The sequence below is a fragment of the Stenotrophomonas sp. YJH_SMC_46 genome (assembly GCF_059370315.1).
In genome coordinates, this window is sequence record NZ_JCAFTO010000002.1 from 870,908 (window position 1) to 892,193 (window position 21,286).

Here is a 21,286-nt window from a genome sequence, read left to right on the forward strand (position 1 = left end):
TTAGGCGATCGTCAGGTGCGGTCGTACAGCAGGTCCCAGACGCCGTGGCCGAGTTTCTGGCCGCGGGTCTCGAAGTGGGTCTGCGGGCGCCAGTCCGGACGCGGCACGCTGCCACGCGGGCCGGCGCGGTTGACCAGGCCGGCAGTCGCGTCAAGCACGTCCCACATCTGCTCGGCGTAGTCTTCCCAGTCGGTGGCGCAGTGCAGGCGGCCACCCGGGCGCAGCTTGCGCACCAGCAGCTCGGCAAATGCCGGCTGCAGCAGGCGGCGCTTGTTGTGGCGCTTCTTGTGCCACGGGTCCGGGAAGTAGATGCGCACTTCATCGAGCGCGCCATCGGCGATCTCGTTCTGCAGCACTTCCACCGCGTCATGGTGGTACAGGCGCACGTGGTCGGCATTGTCCTCAGCCAGCGCGTTCAGCAACCGGCCCACGCCGGGGGCGTGCACTTCGATGCCGATGTAGTCGCGCGACGGATCGTGCTGGGCGGCGAAGCGCAGCGCGGCACCGTTGCCGAAGCCGATTTCCAGCACCTTGTGTGCCGGGCGGCCGAAGGTGGCATCCAGGTCACGCGGCTGGCCGGTGTAGTCGAGGCCGAAGCGCGGCCAGCGTTCGTCGAACGCGCGCTGCTGGGCGGGGGTGAAACGTCCCTGGCGCAACACGAAGCTGCGCACCTCGCGGCGGCCCTCGCTTACGGTGAAGGGCTTGGGTGGGGCCTTGGAGCCGGCGCTGTCAAAAGGATTGGTCATCAGCCGATCAGCCCGTCCACCGGAGAGGATGCGCTGGCGTAGCGCTTGCGCGGGATGCGCCCGGCCAGGAAAGCCTCGCGGCCGGCCTCGACTGCCTTGCGCATGGCAGTGGCCATCAGCACCGGGTTGCGCGCACCGGCAATGGCGGTGTTCATCAACACGCCGTCGCAGCCCAGTTCCATCGCGATCGCCGCATCCGACGCGGTGCCCACGCCGGCATCGACGATGATCGGCACCTTGGCGTCTTCGATGATCTGCAGCAGGTTGTACTTGTTCTGGATGCCCAGGCCCGAACCGATCGGCGCGGCCAGCGGCATCACTGCGGCGCAGCCGATCTCTTCCAGGCGCTTGGCCAGGATCGGGTCGTCGGAGGTGTAGACCATCACCTCGAAGCCGTCCTTGACCAGCTGCTCGGCGGCCCTGAGGGTCTGCACCACGTCCGGGTACAGGGTCTTCTGGTCGCCCAGCACTTCCAGCTTGGTCAGGTTGTGGCCGTCCAGCAGCTCACGGGCCAGGCGGCAGGTACGCACCGCGTCTTCGGCGGTGTAGCAGCCAGCGGTGTTGGGCAGGATGGTGAAGCGCTCCGGTGGCAGCACGTCCAGCAGGTTCGGCTCGCCCGGGTTCTGCCCGATGTTGGTGCGGCGGATGGCCACGGTGACGATCTGGGCGCCAGCAGCCTCGGTGGCCAGGCGGGTTTCTTCCAGGTCCTTGAACTTGCCGGTGCCGGTGAGCAGCCGCGAGCCATAGGTCTTGCCGGCGATCACCAGCGAATCGGGGGAGACATGAACGTTCATGGCGCGATTATCGCCTATCCGCCTGAAGATGGGATCACGCAATGGCGTGCCGGCCGTGGATCGGCATGGGTAGTGCCGGCCGCTGGCCGGCAAACCCGGACAGGCCTCAGCCCCCACCCAGCGCGTGCACGATCTCGACAATGTCGCCTTCAGCCAGAACATGCTCGCGATGGCGGCTGCGGCTGACGATCTCGCCGTTGACCTCCACTGCCACCCGGCGCTGCAGCAGCTGCTCGGCCTCGAGCAGGTCGTGAAGGGTCGCCGAGGCGGGCAGGGTGCGGGGTTCGCCGTTGAGCTGGATGTTCATTCCTGCATTGTCGCTTATAGCTCTTCGTGATCGGAACGTTTGGAATTTGATCGGGGCGCCAGCTCCAGCACAGCAGGCTTCGGCGTGCTCAGGCGACAATCCATGCGGCGGCGCAGCGTGAGCAAACGGCGGCCCGGTGAAACCATTGACCGTGCGCCGGCGTACGTGTGCCGGATTCCAACCTATTTACCCCACAGGAGTTCCTAGATGCAGCTCAGCAAACACCCGATCCGCTCCCTGATGGCGGCTGCGATCGCACTCGCCGCGCTGCCGGCCATGGCAGGCGAAAGTCCGTATTCCAAGGCCGTGTTCTTCGGCGACAGCCTCACCGACGCCGGCTATTTCCGGCCGCTGCTCGATCCGGGCGTGCAGCCGGTCACCGGCCAGTTCACCACCAACCCGGGTTGGGTGTGGGCACAGCAGGTCGCCAACTACTACGGCCTCAACGGGGGTGCCAACGGCAACGGCCAGAGTGGCGACAACTACGCCGTGGGCGGTGCCCGGGTATCGGTGGACGAGGCCGGTGGCCTGGGCGTGATTCCGTCGCTGAAGTCGCAAGCAACCCGCTACCTTGCCGCGAACGGTGGCAAGGCTGACGGCAACGCCCTGTACACCGTATGGGGAGGCGCCAATGATCTGTTTGCGGCCACCCGTGCGGCGGCAGGTGGCGCGTCGCAGGCCCAGGTGCAGGGCATCATCGGCGCAGCGGTCACCGACCAGATCGCGCTGGTAGGTGCGCTGAAGCAGGCTGGTGCCCAGTACGTGCTGGTACCGAACCTGCCGGATGTGGGCATCACCCCGCAGTTCCGCGGCCCCAATGCCGCCGCCGCCACCGCATTGTCGGCCGGCTACAACAAGGCGCTGTACGGTGGCCTGAAGCAGGCAGGCATCGAGTTCATTCCGCTCGATACCTTCAGCATCCTGCGCGAAGTGACTGCCAATCCGGGCATGTACGGCTTCACCAACGTCACCAGCACCGCCTGCAGGATCGATCCGAACAACTCCACCGCCAGCATCATCGGCTGCAACCCGACCAGTTACGTCAGCCCGGATGCAGCCAACACCTACCTGTTCGCCGACGGCGTGCATCCGACCACCGCCGGCCATCAGCTGCTGGGCCAGTATGCTGTCTCGGTGCTGGAAGGCCCGCGTCTGCAGCAGGTGCTGAGCCACTCGGCCCAGACCATCGGCCGTTCGCGTGCCGACCAGGTCAGCATGCACCTGGGTGGTCGCCCGGCCGATGGCCTGTCCTGGTGGGGCGGCGTGCGCGGTGACCTGCAGCGTTATGACCATGCCGACCTGTACGACGGCCTGGCGCCCGCCGGCCTGTTCGGTATCGACTGGGCACGCGACGGCATGGTGTTCGGCGGCTTCGCCGGCTTCGGCCGCCTCAACGCAGACTTCGGCAACAGCCGTGGCGACTTCACCCAGAAGGACACCACTGCCGGTCTGTTCGCCGGCTGGTATGGTGACCGCATCTGGATCAATGGCCAGGTCAGCTACACCTGGCTGTCCTATGACGTGAACCGCAAGGTCCAGCTGGGCCCGGCCACTCGTGAGCACGGCGGTTCGCCGGACGGCAGCAACCTGACCGCCGCGCTGAACGCCGGCTACGAGTTCGGCACCGAAGGCGGTTTCCGCCACGGCCCGATTGCTTCGGTGATCTGGCAGAAGGTGAAGATCGATGGCTACACCGAAAGCGCTGCGGCCGGCACCCTGGCCACCGCACTGGGCTACGACCGCCAGAACGTCGATTCGACCGTCGGCCGCATCGGCTGGCAGGCCCGCTTCGATGGCGGCACCGTCAAGCCGTACGCGCAGGTGACCTACGACCACGAGTTCGAAGACACCAAGCAGGCCAGCGCATGGCTGCAGACCCTGCCGGAACTGGGCAGCTATCGCGTGCCGGGCCTGAACTTCGACAAGAACTACGCCACCGTGGTGCTGGGTGCCCGTACCGAGCTGTTCGGCCTGCAGAGCAACTTCGGCCTGAGCGCTTCGGCCGGGCAGAAGCGTGCCCAGGACGCGACGCTGTTCGCCAACTTCAGCGGCAGCTTCTAAGCAGAAACCAGGCGGGGCCGGATCCCTTTCGGGAACGAAAGGGCGCCGGCCCCGCTCTGATGCGGGGGCACCATTGCGCAACACCGGCCCCAGCGCATAGACTTTCCACCGCAACGCGGGCGTAGCTCAATGGTAGAGCTGTAGCTTCCCAAGCTACTGACGTGGGTTCGATTCCCATCGCCCGCTCCATGTCTCCAGGGTATTCACCCCCGGAAGACGCGGCGTACTCGATGCACCACACCCAGCTCGAGCGTGTGGCAGCAGCGCCGCAATCTCCTCCTCAGTGTTGGGCTGTGGCCCCTTCGAACCATAGCTCGAGTGGCTTATGCGCCCGCTTGCGGCCGGGCGAAGTCCACCAGGTCGGAAGGATAGTGCGGGCAGGTGCGCAGCGCGGCATCGTCGCCGCCATACAGCACCACCAGCGCTGCTACCTCAAGCGCCCAGTAACCCCAGGCATTCGGTCCGGTCAGGCGTCGGGTCCGCTTCTGGGCTTTGGGCGACAGCAGGAAGAAGTCGCGGTACTGCACCTGCAGGTAGCCGGCCAGCAGTGAAGGGTCGAACGCTTCACCGTCGCGCAATGGCGCGAACAGCTCGGCGAACGGGCGCGGATGGAATATCGCATCGCTGGCTTCGGCAAGGCCGAGTGCCGGCGCGCTGAGGTAGTCCAGCACGCGGTCGGTTTCGAAGCAGAGCACCTGCTCCACCAGCGCCGGAAGACGATCCTGCGCATCCAGCAGCACGCCCAGTGACAACAACTGTAGTGCGTATTCGTAGTGCTGCGTTGTACGCGGTTGCAACGACGCGGCCAGCGCGATGTCGTGGCCTTGCTGTTGCAGGCTGTTCCGGGCAATGGCCAGCAAACGTGCATGCTCGAGCCAGAGTTCTGCAACGTCGGCATGCATCTGCTGCAATGCCGTGGAGGCGAAGCCACGGTCGATGCCTTTCAGCAGCAGGTTGCTGCCGGTCTGGGCAACCGCTTCCCAGCCGTACGCATGTTCCAGCGCCGCATGCCCCTGCAGCGGTTCCTCCGCAGGGTCACCGCCATTGCGCGCATGACGCGCAAGCAGGGCCATGCCCGCGTTCCAGTCTGCCTGCCAGTCCGGCAGGCGAAGCATGCGGCGCGGTACTCCCGGATCCTTGGCCAGTGCTCTCCATCGCGGTAGTACGTCCAGCAGCAGATTCCGGCGGTTCACGGCAGTCATCGGTTCCATCATCAGGGAAAGTCTAGCGGCAATGCCGGTTCGACCCCCATTGCCTGGCACCGCGTTGAAGGTTTGAATGGTGCGCAATCGCAGTCACCATGCCCGCATGACCGTTGATCGAATCGCCCTCCGCCGTTTCACCCAGTGGCTGCCGTTCCTGGTCCTGGTCGCCATCTGCGTGGCCTGGTGGTCGCCGCTGGGCGTGGTTGTCGCCATGGCCGCGTGCCTTGCAGTGGGTGGTGTGCTGCAGCGCCTTGATCTGGTCGGCGATACCGTAGGCGGCGCACTGCTGCGCTCGCGGGCGACGCTGCCCTTTGCTACCCGGCCGCCCACGCATGATGTCCTGTTGGATTGGGGCGAACTGGGCATGGGGGGTCCGGCCTACAGCACCCAGATGCTGCGCGATGGAGCCATTGTCGAGGGCGTATCCACTGGAGGCAGCCACGATGCCAGTGGCGAGTGGCAGACGCTGGCGGGAAGCGGGCTGCGTGTGGCCAGTGGCTATGTTGATCGCAGCGAAGCGGTGATCGTCTACGACGAAGCGGACAAGCGGGTGATGCACCTGCAGGCGATTGTTCCCAGCCTGTTCTGGCAGGAACTGCACGAGCGCCGGCAGCTTGGCGGGGATGCCGAAGCCGCAATGTGGTTGCGGGATATCCCCTGTCGATCGACCACGCTGCGGCCCTGCCGGGGTCTATGGCTGGAACCGGAGCATCCCGCGCTGGCCGCCGGGTTGCCGCAGGCATTGCGGCATGTCCTGCCGGATGCCCGGGTGCTGCAGGCCATACCGCTGCTGCCCGACGATCTGCGCCTGACCGCGCACCCGACGCTGTTCGCGCGCATCTGCCCGTACGCGCTCTGTCTTGATGGCGAGCCCAGTGGCCGTCACGCCCGCGATCTGGAAACGGTGATTACCAGCCCGTCCGGACGGTGCGTGGCGGTGGCGGGCAGCGTGCTTGATGGGGATCTGCGTCCCATCGAGGGCGTATGGCTCGTTCACTGGCAGGGGTGTTGGCAGGCCATTGGCCGCCGTGCGACGGGCGGCAGCGGCAAGGCCCGCAGTGGTGCCTGGATCGATGTGATCGAGGCCGGCGATGACGGTTCGCTTCGCTGCGAAGCCTATGAGGAACACTGGACGTTCGACGCGATCACACGCATCCCCACGCCACACACGGCGCTCGCCCTGCCCGTGGAATGGCGGGAAACCGCGCTGGCCGTGCGTGTCCGCGATGGGCACTTCTCGCTGCGCCTGCCCCCGCGCTGATCAGCGGCGGCAGGCATCCCTTGGATGAGCCATGAGGATGTCCCCGGCGACGGTGCGGTCATCGCCGGAGACGGTGCGGCGACTACCGGCTGTCAGTCTGAGTAGAAGCCGTTGCCAAGGGTGCCGGGCAGGCTGGGTTCCGGCCACGGCATCAGTGATGTGCAGGCGTCATACAGCGTGCAGAAGTCCTGCCGCAGTTGCGCAGGCACCCAGCTGCCGTAGGACACGTCGGTCGAGTCGCCCTGGCAGGCGTAGGAAACATCGATCCAGCGGGTATTGGCGTGTGAGGCAACGCCTTGGTGCTGTGTCTTGCCCGTGCAGTAGCGCAGGCCCTGGCCGATCAGGGTGTTGTTGGCATCGAAGTAGAGCCGGGAGACTGCGTGGGTCGGCGCAGCCCCTACGTCTGCGGCGCCGCCCACCAGGCCAAACAGCAACAACAGCGGAATTCCCATTCGCATCTGTGGTTCTCCTTGGATTGTGCAAGCCGGCCGTTTATGTCCATCAGCCGGCAACGGCATATTCGCACAGCCCCGGCAGGCATGCAGATGCGGTGGCCTGCGGGGCATCATCCACCCGCCACACGCCCGCGCTATGCTGCGCGCCTGCCGCCCGATCCTGCCGCGATGAAGCTCGCCATCCTGTCCCGCAACAGTTCCCTGTATTCCACCCGCCGGCTGGTCGAGGCGGCACGCACGCGTGGCCATACCGTTCGCATCCTCGACCCGCTGCGCTGCTACATGCGCATCGCCGCCGATGGTTTTTCGATGCACTACAAGGGCCGGCCGATGACCGGCGTGGACATGGTCATCCCGCGCATCGGTGCCTCGATCACCCGCTATGGCACCGCCGTGCTGCGGCAGTTCGAGCTGATGGGCGCACGCACCCCAAACCCCTCCGACGCGATCCTGCGTTCGCGCGACAAACTGCGTGCGCACCAGCTGCTGGCCGCCAAGGGCATCGACATGCCTGTCACCGTGTTCGGTGACAACCCGGATGACACCGTCGACCTGTTGTCCATGCTCGGCCCGCCGCCCCACGTGGTGAAGCTCAACGAGGGTACCCAGGGGCGGGGCGTGATCCTCACCGAAAAGGCCAGCGCATCGCGCGGCATCGTCGAGGCCCTGCGCGGGCTGTATGCCAATTTCCTGATGCAGGAGTTCATCGGTGAGGCCAAGGGCGCCGACCTGCGCTGCTTCGTGGTGGGCGACCAGGTGGTGGCCTCGATGCAACGCCAGGCGCCGGAAGGCGACTTCCGCTCCAACCTGCATGCCGGTGGCACTGCGGTGGCGGCCAAGGCCAGCCGCGCCGAACAGCAGGTGGCGGTGCGTTCGGCCAAGGCGCTGGGCCTGTCGGTGTGCGGGGTGGATCTGATCCGCTCCGCGCGCGGCCCGCTGGTGCTGGAGGTCAACTCCACGCCGGGGCTGGAGGGGATCGAAGCCGCCTGCGGGGTAGATGTGGCCACGCGCATCATCGAGCACGTCGAGAAGCTGAAAAAGCCATGACAAATCAATATTTTGAGATTCTCAAGGGCAAATGAGGCCGGCTTTAACATGCCTTTAATCGGCGCCGGCGTAGCCTTCAGCGAACCGCAGCTCTGCCTCTCAGCAGGATCGGTATCGGGATACGACTTCAGACCCAGGCGGGCCACCGCCTGGGTCTTTTTTATACCTGCCGGAAGTCCCTTGTGGAGGCCGCGTGACGGCCGTAGAGTGGCCATCGTTCCTGGATGGATCCGGAGGCTGGCGATGTACCGCATCACGATGATCGCGTTGTTGCTGGGGTTGTCTGGCACTGTCTCCGCCAAGCCGGAGAAGACCGCCATACAGATGGACGGGCAGGCACCGGTGGCCGAGCAGGTCCGGCGGGTTGAAAGGGCCCTTGATGACGGCGAGTACAGCGAGATTTCCGCTGAAGACCGCGCCCAGGTGCAGCAGGCCCTGGCGCGCATCACCCAGCGCATGGGGGACCACAGCACGCTTCAGGAGCTCCCGCCGCAGGTCCAGGCAGAGGTCTTCAACGACCAGGAGCGGATCAACACCGTTCTTGTCCGCGCCCACGAAGACAGCCGCCAGATCTGCCAGCACACCCGCACCACGGGCAGCAACATGCCCAAGAGCCGCTGCCTGACAGTGGCCGAGCGCCGCCGGATCGAGGAAAAGGGCAAGGCCCTGCTCAACGACCAGCGCACCTTCAACAATCTCACGCCTCCCAGTAACCGCTAGCCGGGCCGATTGCCGCCCGAGCGACCGGCACTTGCTCGCGTGAAGGCGGTGCGAATACAGTCAACCCTCAACTCAAACAAGGATTCGTTTGTCATGAAGTCCCTCCTGATGTCGGCGGTCCTGGTCTCGGGCCTGACCCTGGCCACCGCCGCCTCCGCATCCAACCAGGCCGGTGAGGTCTTTATTCCGGGCAAGCCGCTGCAGCAGCAGATCGAGCGCATCGAAATCGAACTCAACGATGGCGAGACCTACAGCGAACTGAAACAGGCCGACCGCAGCCGCGTGCGCGAGGCGCTGGTGCGCATGCGTACGGCCGTCGAGCAGCATCCCGACCGCGATTCCATGCCTGAACAGGTACGAACCGATGTCTTCAACGACCAGCAGATCGTGAACACGGTTTTGACACAGGCCCGTGAAGATAGTCGTCTAATATGCCAACGTGAAAAGGCCACGGGTTCGAACCGGTCCACGACGCAGTGCACTACCGTAGCCGAGCGCGCGCGACGGAAGGACAAGGCACAGCGTGATATGGGCCAGGCCCAGCGCGTCGGCAAATTCGTCAATTAGAGGTGACAGTGAGAATCCTGGTAATCGAAGACAACAGCGACATTGCGGCCAACCTGGGCGACTACCTGGAGGACCGGGGCCACACCGTGGACTTCGCGGCTGACGGGGTTACCGGTCTGCACCTGGCCGTGGTGCACGAGTTCGACGCGATCGTGCTGGATCTCAACCTGCCAGGCATGGACGGCATCGAGGTCTGCCGCAAGCTGCGCAACGAAGCGCGCAAGCAGACCCCGGTACTGATGCTCACCGCCCGCGACTCGCTGGACAACAAGCTGGCCGGCTTCGATTCCGGCGCGGACGACTACCTGATCAAGCCGTTCGCGCTGCAGGAAGTGGAAGTGCGTCTGAACGCCCTGTCGCGACGCGGCAAGGGCGTGCAGACCCGCGTGCTGGAAACCGGCGATCTGGAATACAACCTGGATACGCTGGAAGTGCGCCGCCAGGGCAAGCTGCTGCAGCTCAACCCGACTGCACTGAAGATCCTGCAGGCGCTGATGGAAGCGGCCCCGGCCGTGGTGACCCGCCAGGAACTGGAAACCCGCGTGTGGGGCGAAGAACTGCCCGATTCGGATTCCCTGCGCGTGCACATCCACGGCCTGCGTGCGGTGGTCGACAAGCCGTTTGAAGTGCCGCTGATCCAGACCCGCCATGGCATCGGATACCGCATCGCCACCCCGGAAGCCTGATTCGGTGGCAAGCAAGGGGGAGCGCCGGCGCACGCCGTATCGGCGGCGCCTGCGCAGCCGCATCATCGTTTCGTTCGTGTTGTTGGGCTTCTGCCTGACAACACTGTTCGCGTTCGCCACCAACTGGGCCCGCCTGCGCGTGGAAAACCAGCTGGTGGAAGAGCTGATGAACCGAAACATCGACGAGTATGCGCGCCGCTATTACGAGCACCCCGGGCATAACCCGGATGCACCGGTGCTGCAGATCAGGGCTTATGCCTATTCGAAGGACAAGTTCGACCGGGTGCGCGAAGAACGCGCGCAGTGGGCGGGCTTCTCCGATGGCATCCACAGCGTCAGCGGTGATGAGCACGGCGAGCCGTACTCCTACAAGCTGGCCGTGCGCAAGACGCCGGACGCCTGGTTCTTCCTCGCCTATGACATGACCGACAGCGTGCGCGGCGGCAAGCAGCTCAACCGCGCGCTGGTGCTGTCGGTGCTGGTGTTCAGCCTGCTGTCACTGGTGCTGGGCTGGTGGTCGGCCTCGAAGGTGATGAAGCCGGTATCGGACCTGGCCGCACGGTTGCGCGCCTACCGTGGTGGTACCAGTGACCCTGAGCCGCTGGCGCCGCGTTTCCCCGATGACGAAGTGGGGCAGCTGGCACAGGCACTGGACGACTATTCCTCGCGGCTGACCGAAGTTGTGCAGCGCGACCGTGAGTTCAATGCCGACGTCAGCCATGAGCTGCGCACGCCGCTGGCGGTGATCCGGGGTGCCACCGAGCTGCTGCTGACCCGGCCCGGCCTGGACGAAAAGGTGCTGCAGCGCCTGCAGCGCATCCAGCGTGCCGAACAGCAGTGCAGCGATCTGATCGGCGCGTTGCTGCTGCTGTCGCGCAACGAACGCGGTCAGGGCACCAGCAACGTGGCCCGCGTAGCCGAGCAGCTGCTGGATGCGCACCGTGCGCAGCTGGGCGGCAAGCCGCTGGAGCTGGTGCTCGAAGGTGAGCGCAACCTGGTGGTCGACGCGCCCGAGGCAGCGCTGTCGGTGGCACTGGGCAACCTGATCGGCAATGCGGTGAAGTACTCGCAGGACGGCGAGGTGCGCGTGTTTGTCGGCGCCAATTCGGTCTCGGTGACCGACAGTGGCCCGGGCCTGAGCGAGGAAGATGCCGCCAAGCTGTTCCAGCGTGGCTACCGCGGCACGCATGCCGGCCATTCGCAGGGCGGCGGCATCGGCTTGTCGATCGTCAGCCGCCTGTGCGATCTGTACGGCTGGCAGGTGAGCGTGCGCCCCGGTGGCCAGCGTGGCGTGATCGCCACCCTGACGTTCTCGCCGAAGCCGTTGTAAGGGCCCCTGCTTTGGTGGGTGCCGACCTTGGTCGGCACGGACCCTGCCGACCTTGCATCGCGCTCTGTGTCGCTTGTGCCACTGAATTACCCTCGCGCGATGATCAGGCATCAGGCCCAACGCGACACCACCGTGATCGCTGCCGCGCCCCGCGCGTGTTCCAGTGCACGCATTGGCAAGCCCGCGCCGCACTTGAGAATTTCCTTACAGATTGCCGTGCGCGGCGATGGCCTGATGACCTGGCCGGGGCAGGTGCCTTGGCCGGGATTGGCGTCCTGAAATCAACTGTTAGATGGAAAGCTTCCGATGCCTCGCGCGGCATCGCGGACAATGCACTGTGCCCGCTTCATGGCGGGCGGTGCGTGGGGATTCCCGGGAATCCGCCGGAGTTTCCATCCATCTGGGAGTTGTCCGGTACGCCAACCCGCACCGTCCGCCACCTTGCATCTGCAGGTGGCCTGCCGACTGCGAGGAGCTCCACCATGTCCACCCGCCCGCTGTTCCCCCAGCTGCACGCCCTGATCGGCGATGCGGCCCACCTGCTGCCTGCCGACGTCGCCGAGCGTGTCGAAGTGCTGCTGGATGACCCCAAGGACCTGCTGCCCGCCCTGCTGGCGCGCATGGATGGCCGCGACGCCGCCGACGGCCAGCGGCTGGACGTGCAGGGGGCCAGCCCGGCGCAGGCCGCCACGATGGCCGGCCTCAGCCGCACGCTTGCCGGTCTGAACACCCTGATCCAGCTACTGCACGCCGCCGAAATCGCGCGGGAGCAGGGCGGTGCCCGCCAGCAACTCAATCCCGATGTCGTCGACGGCCTGCTGCTCGGCGCCCGCGAACTGGCCCGCTACGCCCGCCTGCAGCTGGAGTAGATCCACGCCACGCGTGGATGCAGAGCGTTTTGTAGAGCCGAGCCCCAGATCCATGCCATGCGTGGATGCACTTCGGTAGTGCCGGCCGCTGGCCGGCAACCTGGCCTCACCCCCCGGCCAACTTCAGATACCGCGCGTGCAGCTGTTCCACCTGCACCTGCAGGTCCTCCGGCTGCCCATCATTGACCACCACGTCATCGGCCAGCGCCAACCGCTGCGCGCGGCTGGCCTGCGCAGCAATCATCCGGTCGGCCAGCGCAGCATCAATGCCATCGCGCTGCATCAGCCGGGCATGCTGCACGGCCTCCGGCGCGTCCACCAGCAGCACCCGGTCCAGCCATGGGTAGGCCTTCCGCCCACCCACCTCGGTCAGCAGCGGAATGGCGGCAACCGCATAGGGGCTCTCAGCCTGCTCGCACTGCTGCTGCATCAGCAGGCGGATGGCCGGGTGGGTGATCGCTTCCAGCGCCGTCCGTTCGGCCGGGTCGGCGAACACGTGAGCGCGCAGGCGGGCCCGGTCCAGGCTGCCATCGGCCAGCAGCATGTCGGCGCCGAAGCGCTCGGCGATGCGGGCCAGCGCCGGGCTGCCGGCGGCCACCACGGCCCGTGCGGCCAGATCGGCATCGGCCACCACAATGCCCAGCGCCTCGAAGCGCCGGGTCACTTCGGTCTTGCCGGAGGCGATGCCCCCGGTCAGGCCAACCACATAGCGGCTCATGGGGACTCCCCTCAGCGCAGCCCGCTCATCACCAGGTACTGATCCACCAGCGGTGCGCCCCACATGAAGTACAGCCAGCCGGCGATGGCCAGATACGGCCCGAAGGGAATGGGCGTGGCGCGGTCACGGCCCCGGCTGTACAGCCAGATCGAGCCGATGATGGCGCCCAGCACCGACGACAGCAGGATGATCGGCAGGATGCCCTTCAGCCCGCACCAGGCGCCGAGCGCGGCCAGCAGCTTGAAATCACCGTGGCCCATGCCTTCCTTGCCGGTCAGCTGCTTGAACAGCCACCAGACCATCCACAGCGACAGGTAGCCCACCGCCGCGCCGACCAATGCAGGCTTTGCCGGCATGTACAGGTTGTCGATGTTGCCTATCAGGCCCAGCCACATCAGTGGCAGGGTCAACTGATCGGGCAGCAGCTGGGTGCGCAGGTCGATGCCGGACAGGGCGATCAGGAAGCAGGTCAGCACGATGGCGCCGAAGCCCTGCCAGCCGAAGCCGAACTGCCAGACGCAAGCCAGCACCAGCACCGAGGTCAGCGCCTCCACCAGCGGGTACTGCAGCGAGATCGGTGCCTTGCAGTGGCGGCACTTGCCGCCCTGGATGATCCAGCTGAACAGCGGGATGTTCTCGTACCAGCTCAGCTTGTGCTTGCAGTGCGGGCAGTGCGACGGCTCCACCACGATCCCCGGTGGGGGGGGCTCATAGAAGTCCGGTTCCTCCAGGACTTCGCGCGCATCGCGCTTCCACTGCCACTCCAGCCGCTTGGGCAGCCGCAGGATGACCACGTTCAGGAAACTGCCCAGCAGCAGTCCCAGGGCGGCCGCGGCGGGGTAGCCGAGGCCGGGATGCTGGTCGAGAAATGCCATTGATACCTTTAGCCGACGACGGCGCCGAGTTTGAAGATGGGCAGATACATGCCGATGACCATACCGCCAACGACGACACCGATGAAGACCATGATCATCGGTTCGAGCAGGCTGCTCAAGGCGTCAACGGCATTGTTGACCTCCTGCTCATAATACTCGGCCACCTTGAACAGCATCGAATCCAGTGCGCCCGCTTCTTCACCGATACCGGTCATCTGGATGACCATGTGCGGGAACAGGTTGAGCTGCTTCATGGCCATGTTGACCGGGTAGCCTACGGAGACGTCATCCCTCATGCGGAGGACAGCTTCCTCGTAGATCTTGTTGCCGGTGGCTCCAGCGACGATACCCAGCGCTTCCACCAGTGGGACGCCGGCCTTGAAGGTCACCGCCGTGGTGCGGGCGAAGCGCGCGATCGAACTGTCGTGCATGATCTGGCCGATCACCGGCACCCTCAGGATCAGTCGGTCCATGGTGTGCTGCATCTTGGGTGATCGTTTGTAGGCCATGATGAACGCCGCGCCAGTGCCAACTACCACGATTGCCATCAACCACCACCAGGAGACCATGAAGCGCGAAAGGTTCACGATCATCTGGGTGAACGCAGGCAGGTCTGCGCCGAAACCGCGGAAGACTTCCTCAAACTGCGGTACGACAAAGATCAGCATGATGGCACTGACCAGCAGCGCCACCACCACAACCATGGCCGGGTAGAACAGCGCCTTCTTGATCTTGCCCTTCAGCGCTTCGATGTTTTCCTTGTAGGTGGCAACGGTGTCCAGCACCGTTTCCAGTACGCCGGCACCCTCACCGGCCCGGACCAGGTTCCGGTAGAGTTCGTCGAACTGGACCGGATGCTTGCTAACTGCTTCGTACAACGAGGAGCCGCCTTCGATATCGGTCCTGATGCCATCCACCATCTTCTTCATCCGCGGGTTCTTGTGCCCGCTGCCGATGATGTCCAGTGCCGAAACGATCGGCACGCCGGACTTCATCATCGTCGCCATCTGACGGCTGAAGAATGCGATGTCTTTGGCGCCTACCGCTTTGCCGGCTGCCCCGAACAGTGGTTTTGGCTTGGGCTTCACCTGCCCGGGATTGATTCCTTGTCGACGCAGTTCTGCGCGCAGCAGATTGGCGTTCTTTGCCAACTGCTCGCCCTTCATTTTAACGCCCCGCTTGTCGGTCCCCTCCCAGACAAATGGTTGCAACTCCATCGTGGCACGGGCCACGGGCTCCTTCTTGATCGCACTGCGGCTAACGGACATGTTGGCTCCCCAAGACCCGCCATCCCCAGGCGGGCAACTAGCGGTTGATGGTAGCGGGTTCATGGCCGTATGGGCAGTTCGAAGGCCTCCAAGGTTGCGATTTCGTGCCAGGAGGCGGCCAAAGGTGACGCACTGCGTCACATTGCCGCGTCCATCGCAGATTCGCATGCCAGGGGTTCCCATCCGCGAAATTGCTGCCATCATGGGCGCGGGGAAATCTAGGGGGAGGCGTGCCTGGTTGGCACGCAACCTGCGTTGATCCACCCGCAGGGTGCAGGACCCGCTCAACCGGCCGATGGCCGGCCGATCCTGTGCGCTGACTCAACCACCACTTATCTTGGGGATGTATCAAATGAAGAACCAGAAGGGCTTCACCCTTATCGAACTGATGATCGTCGTTGCGATCATCGCTATCTTGGCCGCCATTGCTCTGCCGGCTTACCAGGACTACACTGTTCGTTCGCGTGTCTCGGAAGGCGCCGTGCTGGCTTCCGGAGCCAAGGCCACCGTCGGTGAGAATATCGCTAATGCCGGCGGCACTATCGATGACACCGCCTGCAACGGCGTTGCCACGTTCACGACCCCGACTAAGAACACCGCAAAGCTGGAATGCGCCAATGGCACCATCACAGTGACCGGCACTGCGGCGGCCAAGAATGTCGCTCTGCAGTTTGAGCCGAAGAGCGCCAGCGCTGGTATCACTTGGACTTGCACCTCAACCGCCGATAACAAGTATCTGCCGGCCGAGTGCCGTAAGGCTGCCCCGTAATCGACCTGTTGGACTGATTGCCCAGGCATCTGTGCCTTAGGATCAGTGAAAGAGGGGCCCTGTATGCAGGGCCCTTTTTTTGTCAAGAGTGAGGTAGGGGATGAGAGGGATCGCCGTGCGCCAGTATGTGGCGGCCGCGCTCATGGGACTGACCCTGCTAGGGCAGCAGGTTTATCAGATCGCGGGTCGTTTCGGCAACGAGGGCAAGCACGCCCGTACCGATCTCATGCAGCAGTTCGCGATTGAGCTGTTGGGGGAGCCGATATTCACTGGCAAGATCATACTGTTCGTACTGTTCGCAATTGGCAGCCATCTTTTGCTGACCGTTGGCGGTATGTGGGTCTATCGTCGGGCCTGCAGCCAACTACTGCCTAAACAGCGGGACGCGTTCTGGCGCAGCATACTGTTTGTCACTTCGGTCGTCTTGCTGGCGATGTTCGCCAACCGATGGCTGTATCCACAATCGGCCTCCTTCATGGATGCCGAACTGTTGATGATCCAGTGGTTATCACCATTGTTTGTGGGTGCCTGCATCACCGTAGTAGCGATCGGAGTGCTGACCGCGCTTTACTCCCTGTTGCGCTGCCGACGCAACCTGTTCGTCGTTGGATCCTTATTTGCCTTAGCTTTTTGCCTCGGGGCATGGGGATGGAATGGCAACGTTCGTGAGCGCGTGGATGAGGACAGGCCTGATGTGGTCATCTTGGGGGTGGATTCACTTCGCCCAGACTATCTGGCTTCCTATGGCGAATTTCCCGGCGGACTGGCCCCTGCCATTGAGCGGACGCTGGCCAGCTCGGTAGTTATGGAAGATGTCCGTACCCCGCTAGCCCGCACCTTTGTTTCCTACAACAGTACCTTGACCGGAATGAATCCGCTCAAGCACGGCGCGCGATTCAATTTGTATCCACGATCGGAATTCTCCCGCGATCAGAATCTTGCTTGGGAACTGAAGCGGCACGGCTACTTCACCTTGCTGGCCATGGATGAATCGCGCTTCGCCAATTTTGACCAGAGTTTTGGCTTTGATAAAACAGTTACTCCCACTGTGGGTGGGCTTGATTTCATCGTTGGTGGAAGTTTTGACTTCTTTGCAACCAACCTGCTGTTGGCAATGCTGCCCGCTTCAGAGTCGATGAGTGTGATCCAAGGCAACCGTGCTGCGTACCGTAGCTATCGCACCGTGGATCATCCCGAACGCCTGGTGGCAGAGCTGCGGCGTGCACCGGCTGACATGCCGCTGTTTCTTGTTAGCCACCTCTGCCTTCCGCATTGGCCATATCTTCCAGGTGATCTCCGTGAAGACAACTCCCTCGAATGGGTAGGCAAGATCAAGGGATACGAAGATTCGCAGCGTCAGTATTTGAACGCGATCAGGGCAGTCGATAATCAGTATGAGACGCTGGTTGATGAGTTGCGTCGCTTGAAGCGTTTGGACAATGCGGTCCTGGTTGTCATGTCGGACCATGGTGAAGACTTCGCAATGCGCCGCGACAAGTTCACCGACAGCGACACCAGACAAACGGTAGGGGCATACGGCCATGGCAGCTTCGCACTATCGGACGTGCAGAATCATGTCGTGATGGCAGTGCAACAGTTTAGGCATGGCCAACCCGTTTGGGCTCACCGCCGAGTTGCGGGAGCTGGTTCGGTGATTGATGTTGCGCCGACCGTTGCGGAATTGGTCGGTTTGAGACGTGATCGTTATGAAGGGATTTCGTGGCTGACAGCGATACGTCAGAACAAGGAGCTTCCAGGCAATCGCGTTCGCTTTATGGAGAACGGTCTACGTTCCACTGGCGTGGAGCGGGCTCACATCAATGAGGGCCAGGTGGCAACGGAAATGTCCTATCTGTATCGCCTGACTGAGGACGGGCGGTTTGAGGTCCGTCCAGACCTGTTGCCCGAGAAACTCCGGGAGAAGCAGCGAGGCGCAATGCTTGGGCGATGGGGCGTGATGACTGATCCCGCGTCCAGCAATGCTCCGGGAGCCAAGCAATGCTGGAGGGTAGTCGACTACGAACGGCGGACGATCGCCTGCACGCCATATCCTTCGTCTGAACCTGCCGTTGCCAATCTGCAGCAAGAAGTGTGCGAGTACTATCGCGAGGACGGAGATTTCCACGCCGCGTGGTGTGCTTCAGGAACTCGTGCGGATCGACGCCCGTCTGCCGGTTTATCAGGAAGAATGGAACGGCAAGACGGTAAGATGCAGTCGGCTCTTTGCGACGGGCGTCGATGCTCAGCGCTGGCGGCAGAATGACTAAGAGGGCACTATGAATACCGCTATCACCGCCAACCTCGTCGGCATCACCGGCCTGGCCCGCCGCTTGGTCCAGGACGGCGCCCTGGACGAGGCCTCCGCCCGCGATGCGATGGCCAAGGCCACGGCCGCCCGCCAGCCGCTGCCTACCTGGTTCGCGCAGAACAAGCTGGTCAGTGCCTCGCAGCTCGCCGCCGCCAACGCGGTCGAGTTCGGCATGCCGCTGTTCGACGTGTCCACGTTCGACGCCAGCCAGAACGCCATGAGCCTGGTCAGCGAGGAGCTGCTGCGCAAGCACAACGTGCTGCCGCTGTTCAAACGCGGCGGCAAGCTGTTCGTGGGTACCAGCAATCCGACCCATGCGCTGGACGAGATCAAGTTCCATACCAACCTGGTGGTGGAGCCGATCCTGGTCGATGAGGACCAGATCCGCCGCACGCTGGAACAGTGGCACGCCAGCCATGACACCATCGGCGACGCGCTGGGCGGCGACGACGAGGGCATGGCCAACCTCGATGTCGGCCTGGGCGACGACGAAGGCGCGGGCACCGACGCCGGCATCGACGCCAAGGGCGACGACACCCCTGTAGTGAAGTTCGTTAACAAGGTACTGGTCGATGCGATCCGCAAGGGCGCTTCGGACATCCACTTCGAACCGTACGAAGACGATTACCGCGTGCGCCTGCGCATCGACGGCCTATTGAAGATGGTGGCGCGCGCGCCGGTGAAGTTGAACCAGCGCATTGCCGCGCGCCTGAAGGTGATGGCGCAGCTGGATATCGCCGAGAAGCGCGTGCCACAGGACGGTCGCATCAAGCTCAACCTGTCCAAGACCAAGCAGATCGACTTCCGCGTCAGCACGCTGCCGACCCTGTTCGGCGAGAAGGTGGTGCTGCGTATCCTCGATGGCAGCGCGGCCAAGCTGGGTATCGACAAGCTGGGCTACGAGCCGGACCAGCAGAAGCTGTTCCTGGAGGCCATCCACAAGCCGTACGGCATGGTGCTGGTGACCGGCCCCACCGGTTCGGGCAAGACGGTGTCGCTGTACACGGCGCTGGGCATCCTCAACGATGAAACGCGCAACATCTCCACCGCCGAAGACCCGGTGGAAATCCGCCTGCCCGGCGTCAACCAGGTACAGCAGAACAACAAGCGCGGCATGACCTTCGCCGCGGCACTGCGCTCGTTCCTGCGACAGGATCCGGACATCATCATGGTCGGCGAAATCCGCGACCTGGAGACGGCCGAGATTGCGATCAAGGCGGCGCAGACCGGCCACATGGTGCTGTCCACGCTGCATACCAACGATGCGCCGCAGACCATCGCGCGCCTGATGAACATGGGCATCGCGCCGTACAACATCACCAGCTCGGTGACGCTGGTGATCGCGCAGCGCCTGGCACGCCGGTTGTGCGGCAACTGCAAGCGCCCGGCCAACCTGCCGGAGCATGCGCTGCTGGCCGAGGGTTTCACCCAGGCGCAGCTGGATGCGGGCATCCAGCTGTACGAGGCGGTGGGCTGCGATGAGTGCACCGAGGGCTACAAGGGCCGAACCGGCATCTACCAAGTGATGCCGATGACCGATGAGATCGCTACCATCGTGCTGGCCGGTGGCAACGCGCTGCAGATTGCCGAGGCGGCGCAGCAGATCGGGGTGAATGACCTGCGGCAGTCGGCGTTGAAGAAGGCCGCCGCGGGCGTGACCAGCCTGGCCGAGATCAATCGGGTTACCAAGGATTGAGGTAGAGCCGAGCCCATGCTCGGCTGAGGTACCGAAGAGCAGCCGAGCGTGGGCTCGGCTCTACAGTAGATCCACGCCATGCGTGGATGATCGGCCACGGATCCCATAGTAGTTCCACGCCATGCGTGAATGGCGCGGACCCGACCACCGCGCAGCCGGGCATGGGCTCGGCTCTACTCCATCCCCAGCTTCTTCAGCTTGTAGCGCAGCGCGCGGAAGGTGATGCCCAGCTGCGCGGCGGTCCGGGTCTTGTTCCAGCGGTTCTCTTCCAGCGCGCGCTGGATGGCGCTGCGTTCCAGCTGCTCGATGTACGAGGGCAGGGCGGCGCTGCCGGGCTGCAGGTCGGCCACGGCTTCGGCCGGAGCTGCGCCGCCGGGTGCACGTGGGGCGTGCTGCGGCAGGCGCAGGTCGTCGGCACCGATGCGGTCTTCTTCGGCCAGTGCCAGCGCGCGTTCCAGGATGTTCTCCAGCTCGCGCACATTGCCCGGGAACGCATAGTGGGCCAGCGCCTCCAGCGCCGACGGCGCCAGCAGCGGGGTGGCACGGCCGTGGCTGCGGGCCAGCCGCGCCAGCACGGCGGCCGCCAGCTCCGGCAGGTCCTGGCGGCGCTCGCGCAGCGGCGGCACCTTCAGTTCGATCACGTTGATGCGGTAGTACAGGTCGTGGCGGAAGCGCCCATCTTCGACCAGCTCGGCCAGGTCCTTGTGGGTGGCAGAGAGGATGCGTACGTCCACCGGCTCTTCGTTGGCCGCACCGACCGCGCGCACTGACTTCTCCTGGATCGCGCGCAGCAGCTTCACCTGCATCTGCAGCGGCAGTTCGGCCACTTCGTCCAGGAACAGGGTGCCGCCGTGTGCCGCCTGGAACAGGCCGGGCTTGTCGGCATGGGCGCCGCTGAAGCTGCCTTTGCGGTGGCCGAAGAATTCGCTCTCCATCAGCTCGCCGGGAATGGCGCCGCAGTTGACCGGCACGAACGGCCCGGCCGCGCGCGCGCCCTGGGCGTGGATGGTGCGAGCAACCAGTTCCTTGCCAACCCCGGATTCACCGAGGATGTAGACCGGCGCCTGGCTGCGCGCGACCTTGCTGATGGTGGTGCGAAGTACGTCCATGGCCGGCGAAGCGCCGAGCAGGCGTGCTGCCTGTTCGGTGGCGGGGCCGGGCGCAGGGCGCTCGCTGTTGTTGAGTTCCAGCGCGTGCTTGACCAGGCCACGCAGTACCGAGATGTCCACCGGCTTGCTGACGAAGTCGAAGGCACCGGCCTTCAGCGCTTCCACGGCCAGGTCCATGCTGCCGAACGCGGTGATCATCGCCACCGGCGTGCGCGGGTAGTGCTGGGCGATCTCGCTGACCAGCTCGATACCGTTGCCATCCGGAAGCCGCATGTCGGTGATGCACAGATCGTACGGATTGCTGGCCAGCAGCTCGCGGGCTTCGGCCAGGTTGGCGGCGGTACTGATGCGCAGGCCCATGCGGCCAAGGGTCAGTACCAGCAGTTCGCGGATGTCGCGTTCATCGTCGACGACGAGGGCGCTGCGGGTTTCGTTCATGGGCGTGAAAGATAAACGAGGGGGCTGGAAGCGACAAATGTTTGACGCACAGATCTG

Annotated in this window: 20 protein-coding genes and 1 tRNA gene; 12 read left to right on the forward strand and 9 right to left on the reverse strand. The window is 64.5% G+C overall.

Features of this window, described 5'->3' with window-relative positions:
- Window positions 1–11 precede the first annotated feature (11 nt).
- From trmB to thiS, 3 genes are all read right to left on the reverse strand, one after another.
- A complete protein-coding gene (gene trmB / locus AC5P8C_RS08940) occupies window positions 12–746 on the reverse strand; it encodes a tRNA (guanosine(46)-N7)-methyltransferase TrmB (RefSeq protein ID WP_019660186.1) in 735 nt (244 codons plus the stop codon).
- A complete protein-coding gene (locus AC5P8C_RS08945; RefSeq protein ID WP_495218576.1) occupies window positions 746–1,540 on the reverse strand; it encodes a thiazole synthase in 795 nt (264 codons plus the stop codon). Before AC5P8C_RS08945 ends, trmB begins: the two co-directional genes overlap by 1 nt.
- A 106-nt stretch (window positions 1,541–1,646) precedes the next feature.
- Window positions 1,647–1,847 carry a sulfur carrier protein ThiS gene (thiS, locus tag AC5P8C_RS08950; protein WP_019660184.1) on the reverse strand — a complete coding sequence of 67 codons (201 nt, stop codon included), beginning with the start codon at window positions 1,845–1,847 and terminating at the stop codon, window positions 1,647–1,649.
- A 240-nt stretch (window positions 1,848–2,087) separates the two neighbouring features.
- Between thiS and AC5P8C_RS08955 the strand changes: the two genes are divergently transcribed.
- Entirely contained in the window at window positions 2,088–3,908 is a 1,821-nt protein-coding gene (locus AC5P8C_RS08955; protein ID WP_026347045.1) for an autotransporter domain-containing esterase, read from the forward strand.
- A gap of 115 nt (window positions 3,909–4,023) precedes the next feature.
- Window positions 4,024–4,097 (forward strand) — tRNA-Gly (locus AC5P8C_RS08960).
- A gap of 134 nt (window positions 4,098–4,231) precedes the next feature.
- Here AC5P8C_RS08960 and AC5P8C_RS08965 read toward each other — a convergent pair.
- Entirely contained in the window at window positions 4,232–5,110 is an 879-nt protein-coding gene (locus AC5P8C_RS08965; protein WP_495218577.1) for a PoNe immunity protein domain-containing protein, read from the reverse strand.
- Window positions 5,111–5,216: 106 nt separating this feature from the next.
- Between AC5P8C_RS08965 and AC5P8C_RS08970 the strand changes: the two genes are divergently transcribed.
- Window positions 5,217–6,374, forward strand: coding sequence for a hypothetical protein (locus tag AC5P8C_RS08970; protein ID WP_495218578.1), 1,158 nt, complete (start codon window positions 5,217–5,219; stop codon window positions 6,372–6,374).
- A gap of 92 nt (window positions 6,375–6,466) precedes the next feature.
- Here the strand turns inward: AC5P8C_RS08970 and AC5P8C_RS08975 are convergent, their stop codons facing one another.
- A complete protein-coding gene (locus AC5P8C_RS08975; RefSeq protein ID WP_233653814.1) occupies window positions 6,467–6,832 on the reverse strand; it encodes a hypothetical protein in 366 nt (121 codons plus the stop codon).
- Window positions 6,833–6,997: 165 nt separating this feature from the next.
- Here AC5P8C_RS08975 and rimK point away from each other — a divergent pair, with 165 nt between their 5' ends.
- The 6 genes from rimK (at window position 6,998) to AC5P8C_RS09005 (ending at window position 12,048) form a co-directional block, all read left to right on the forward strand.
- The gene (rimK, locus tag AC5P8C_RS08980) at window positions 6,998–7,876 is read left to right on the forward strand and encodes a 30S ribosomal protein S6--L-glutamate ligase (RefSeq protein ID WP_026347043.1); all 879 of its coding nucleotides are present in this window, start codon (window positions 6,998–7,000) and stop codon (window positions 7,874–7,876) included.
- 243 nt (window positions 7,877–8,119) lie between these two features.
- The gene (locus AC5P8C_RS08985) at window positions 8,120–8,596 is read left to right on the forward strand and encodes a hypothetical protein (RefSeq protein ID WP_058981951.1); all 477 of its coding nucleotides are present in this window, start codon (window positions 8,120–8,122) and stop codon (window positions 8,594–8,596) included.
- Between the two features lie 93 nt (window positions 8,597–8,689).
- Window positions 8,690–9,163: a hypothetical protein gene (locus AC5P8C_RS08990; RefSeq protein ID WP_019660177.1), complete on the forward strand. Its 474-nt coding sequence runs from the start codon at window positions 8,690–8,692 to the stop codon at window positions 9,161–9,163.
- Window positions 9,164–9,171: 8 nt separating this feature from the next.
- Window positions 9,172–9,849, forward strand: a complete 678-nt coding sequence (locus tag AC5P8C_RS08995; protein ID WP_005410804.1) for a response regulator transcription factor — start codon at window positions 9,172–9,174, stop codon at window positions 9,847–9,849.
- Window positions 9,812–11,179, forward strand: coding sequence for a sensor histidine kinase (locus tag AC5P8C_RS09000; protein WP_495218579.1), 1,368 nt, complete (start codon window positions 9,812–9,814; stop codon window positions 11,177–11,179). The genes AC5P8C_RS08995 and AC5P8C_RS09000 overlap by 38 nt, the downstream gene beginning before the upstream one ends.
- Window positions 11,180–11,661: 482 nt before the next feature.
- A complete protein-coding gene (locus AC5P8C_RS09005) occupies window positions 11,662–12,048 on the forward strand; it encodes a hypothetical protein (RefSeq protein ID WP_019660175.1) in 387 nt (128 codons plus the stop codon).
- 106 nt (window positions 12,049–12,154) lie between these two features.
- On the opposite strand, the gene coaE is transcribed toward AC5P8C_RS09005, so the two are convergent.
- The 3 genes from coaE to AC5P8C_RS09020 are packed head-to-tail and all read right to left on the reverse strand — an operon-like array spanning window position 12,155 to window position 14,909.
- Window positions 12,155–12,766 carry a dephospho-CoA kinase gene (gene coaE, locus AC5P8C_RS09010; protein WP_111098286.1) on the reverse strand — a complete coding sequence of 204 codons (612 nt, stop codon included), beginning with the start codon at window positions 12,764–12,766 and terminating at the stop codon, window positions 12,155–12,157.
- A gap of 11 nt (window positions 12,767–12,777) precedes the next feature.
- Window positions 12,778–13,641: a prepilin peptidase gene (locus AC5P8C_RS09015; RefSeq protein WP_058981943.1), complete on the reverse strand. Its 864-nt coding sequence runs from the start codon at window positions 13,639–13,641 to the stop codon at window positions 12,778–12,780.
- Between the two features lie 8 nt (window positions 13,642–13,649).
- Entirely contained in the window at window positions 13,650–14,909 is a 1,260-nt protein-coding gene (locus AC5P8C_RS09020; RefSeq protein WP_495218580.1) for a type II secretion system F family protein, read from the reverse strand.
- 352 nt (window positions 14,910–15,261) lie between these two features.
- On the opposite strand from AC5P8C_RS09020, the gene AC5P8C_RS09025 reads away from it, so the two are divergent.
- The 3 genes from AC5P8C_RS09025 to pilB all read left to right on the forward strand — a co-directional run bounded on the left by AC5P8C_RS09025 (window position 15,262) and on the right by pilB (window position 19,682).
- On the forward strand, window positions 15,262–15,678 hold the full coding sequence (locus AC5P8C_RS09025) for a pilin (protein WP_058982192.1): 417 nt from the start codon (window positions 15,262–15,264) through the stop codon (window positions 15,676–15,678).
- Window positions 15,679–15,778: 100 nt separating this feature from the next.
- Window positions 15,779–17,941, forward strand: a complete 2,163-nt coding sequence (locus tag AC5P8C_RS09030; RefSeq protein ID WP_495218581.1) for a sulfatase-like hydrolase/transferase — start codon at window positions 15,779–15,781, stop codon at window positions 17,939–17,941.
- A 13-nt stretch (window positions 17,942–17,954) separates the two neighbouring features.
- Window positions 17,955–19,682 carry a type IV-A pilus assembly ATPase PilB gene (gene pilB / locus AC5P8C_RS09035; RefSeq protein ID WP_495218582.1) on the forward strand — a complete coding sequence of 576 codons (1,728 nt, stop codon included), beginning with the start codon at window positions 17,955–17,957 and terminating at the stop codon, window positions 19,680–19,682.
- 173 nt (window positions 19,683–19,855) lie between these two features.
- On the opposite strand, the gene AC5P8C_RS09040 is transcribed toward pilB, so the two are convergent.
- A complete protein-coding gene (locus AC5P8C_RS09040; RefSeq protein ID WP_312546167.1) occupies window positions 19,856–21,229 on the reverse strand; it encodes a sigma-54-dependent transcriptional regulator in 1,374 nt (457 codons plus the stop codon).
- Window positions 21,230–21,286 lie beyond the last annotated feature (57 nt).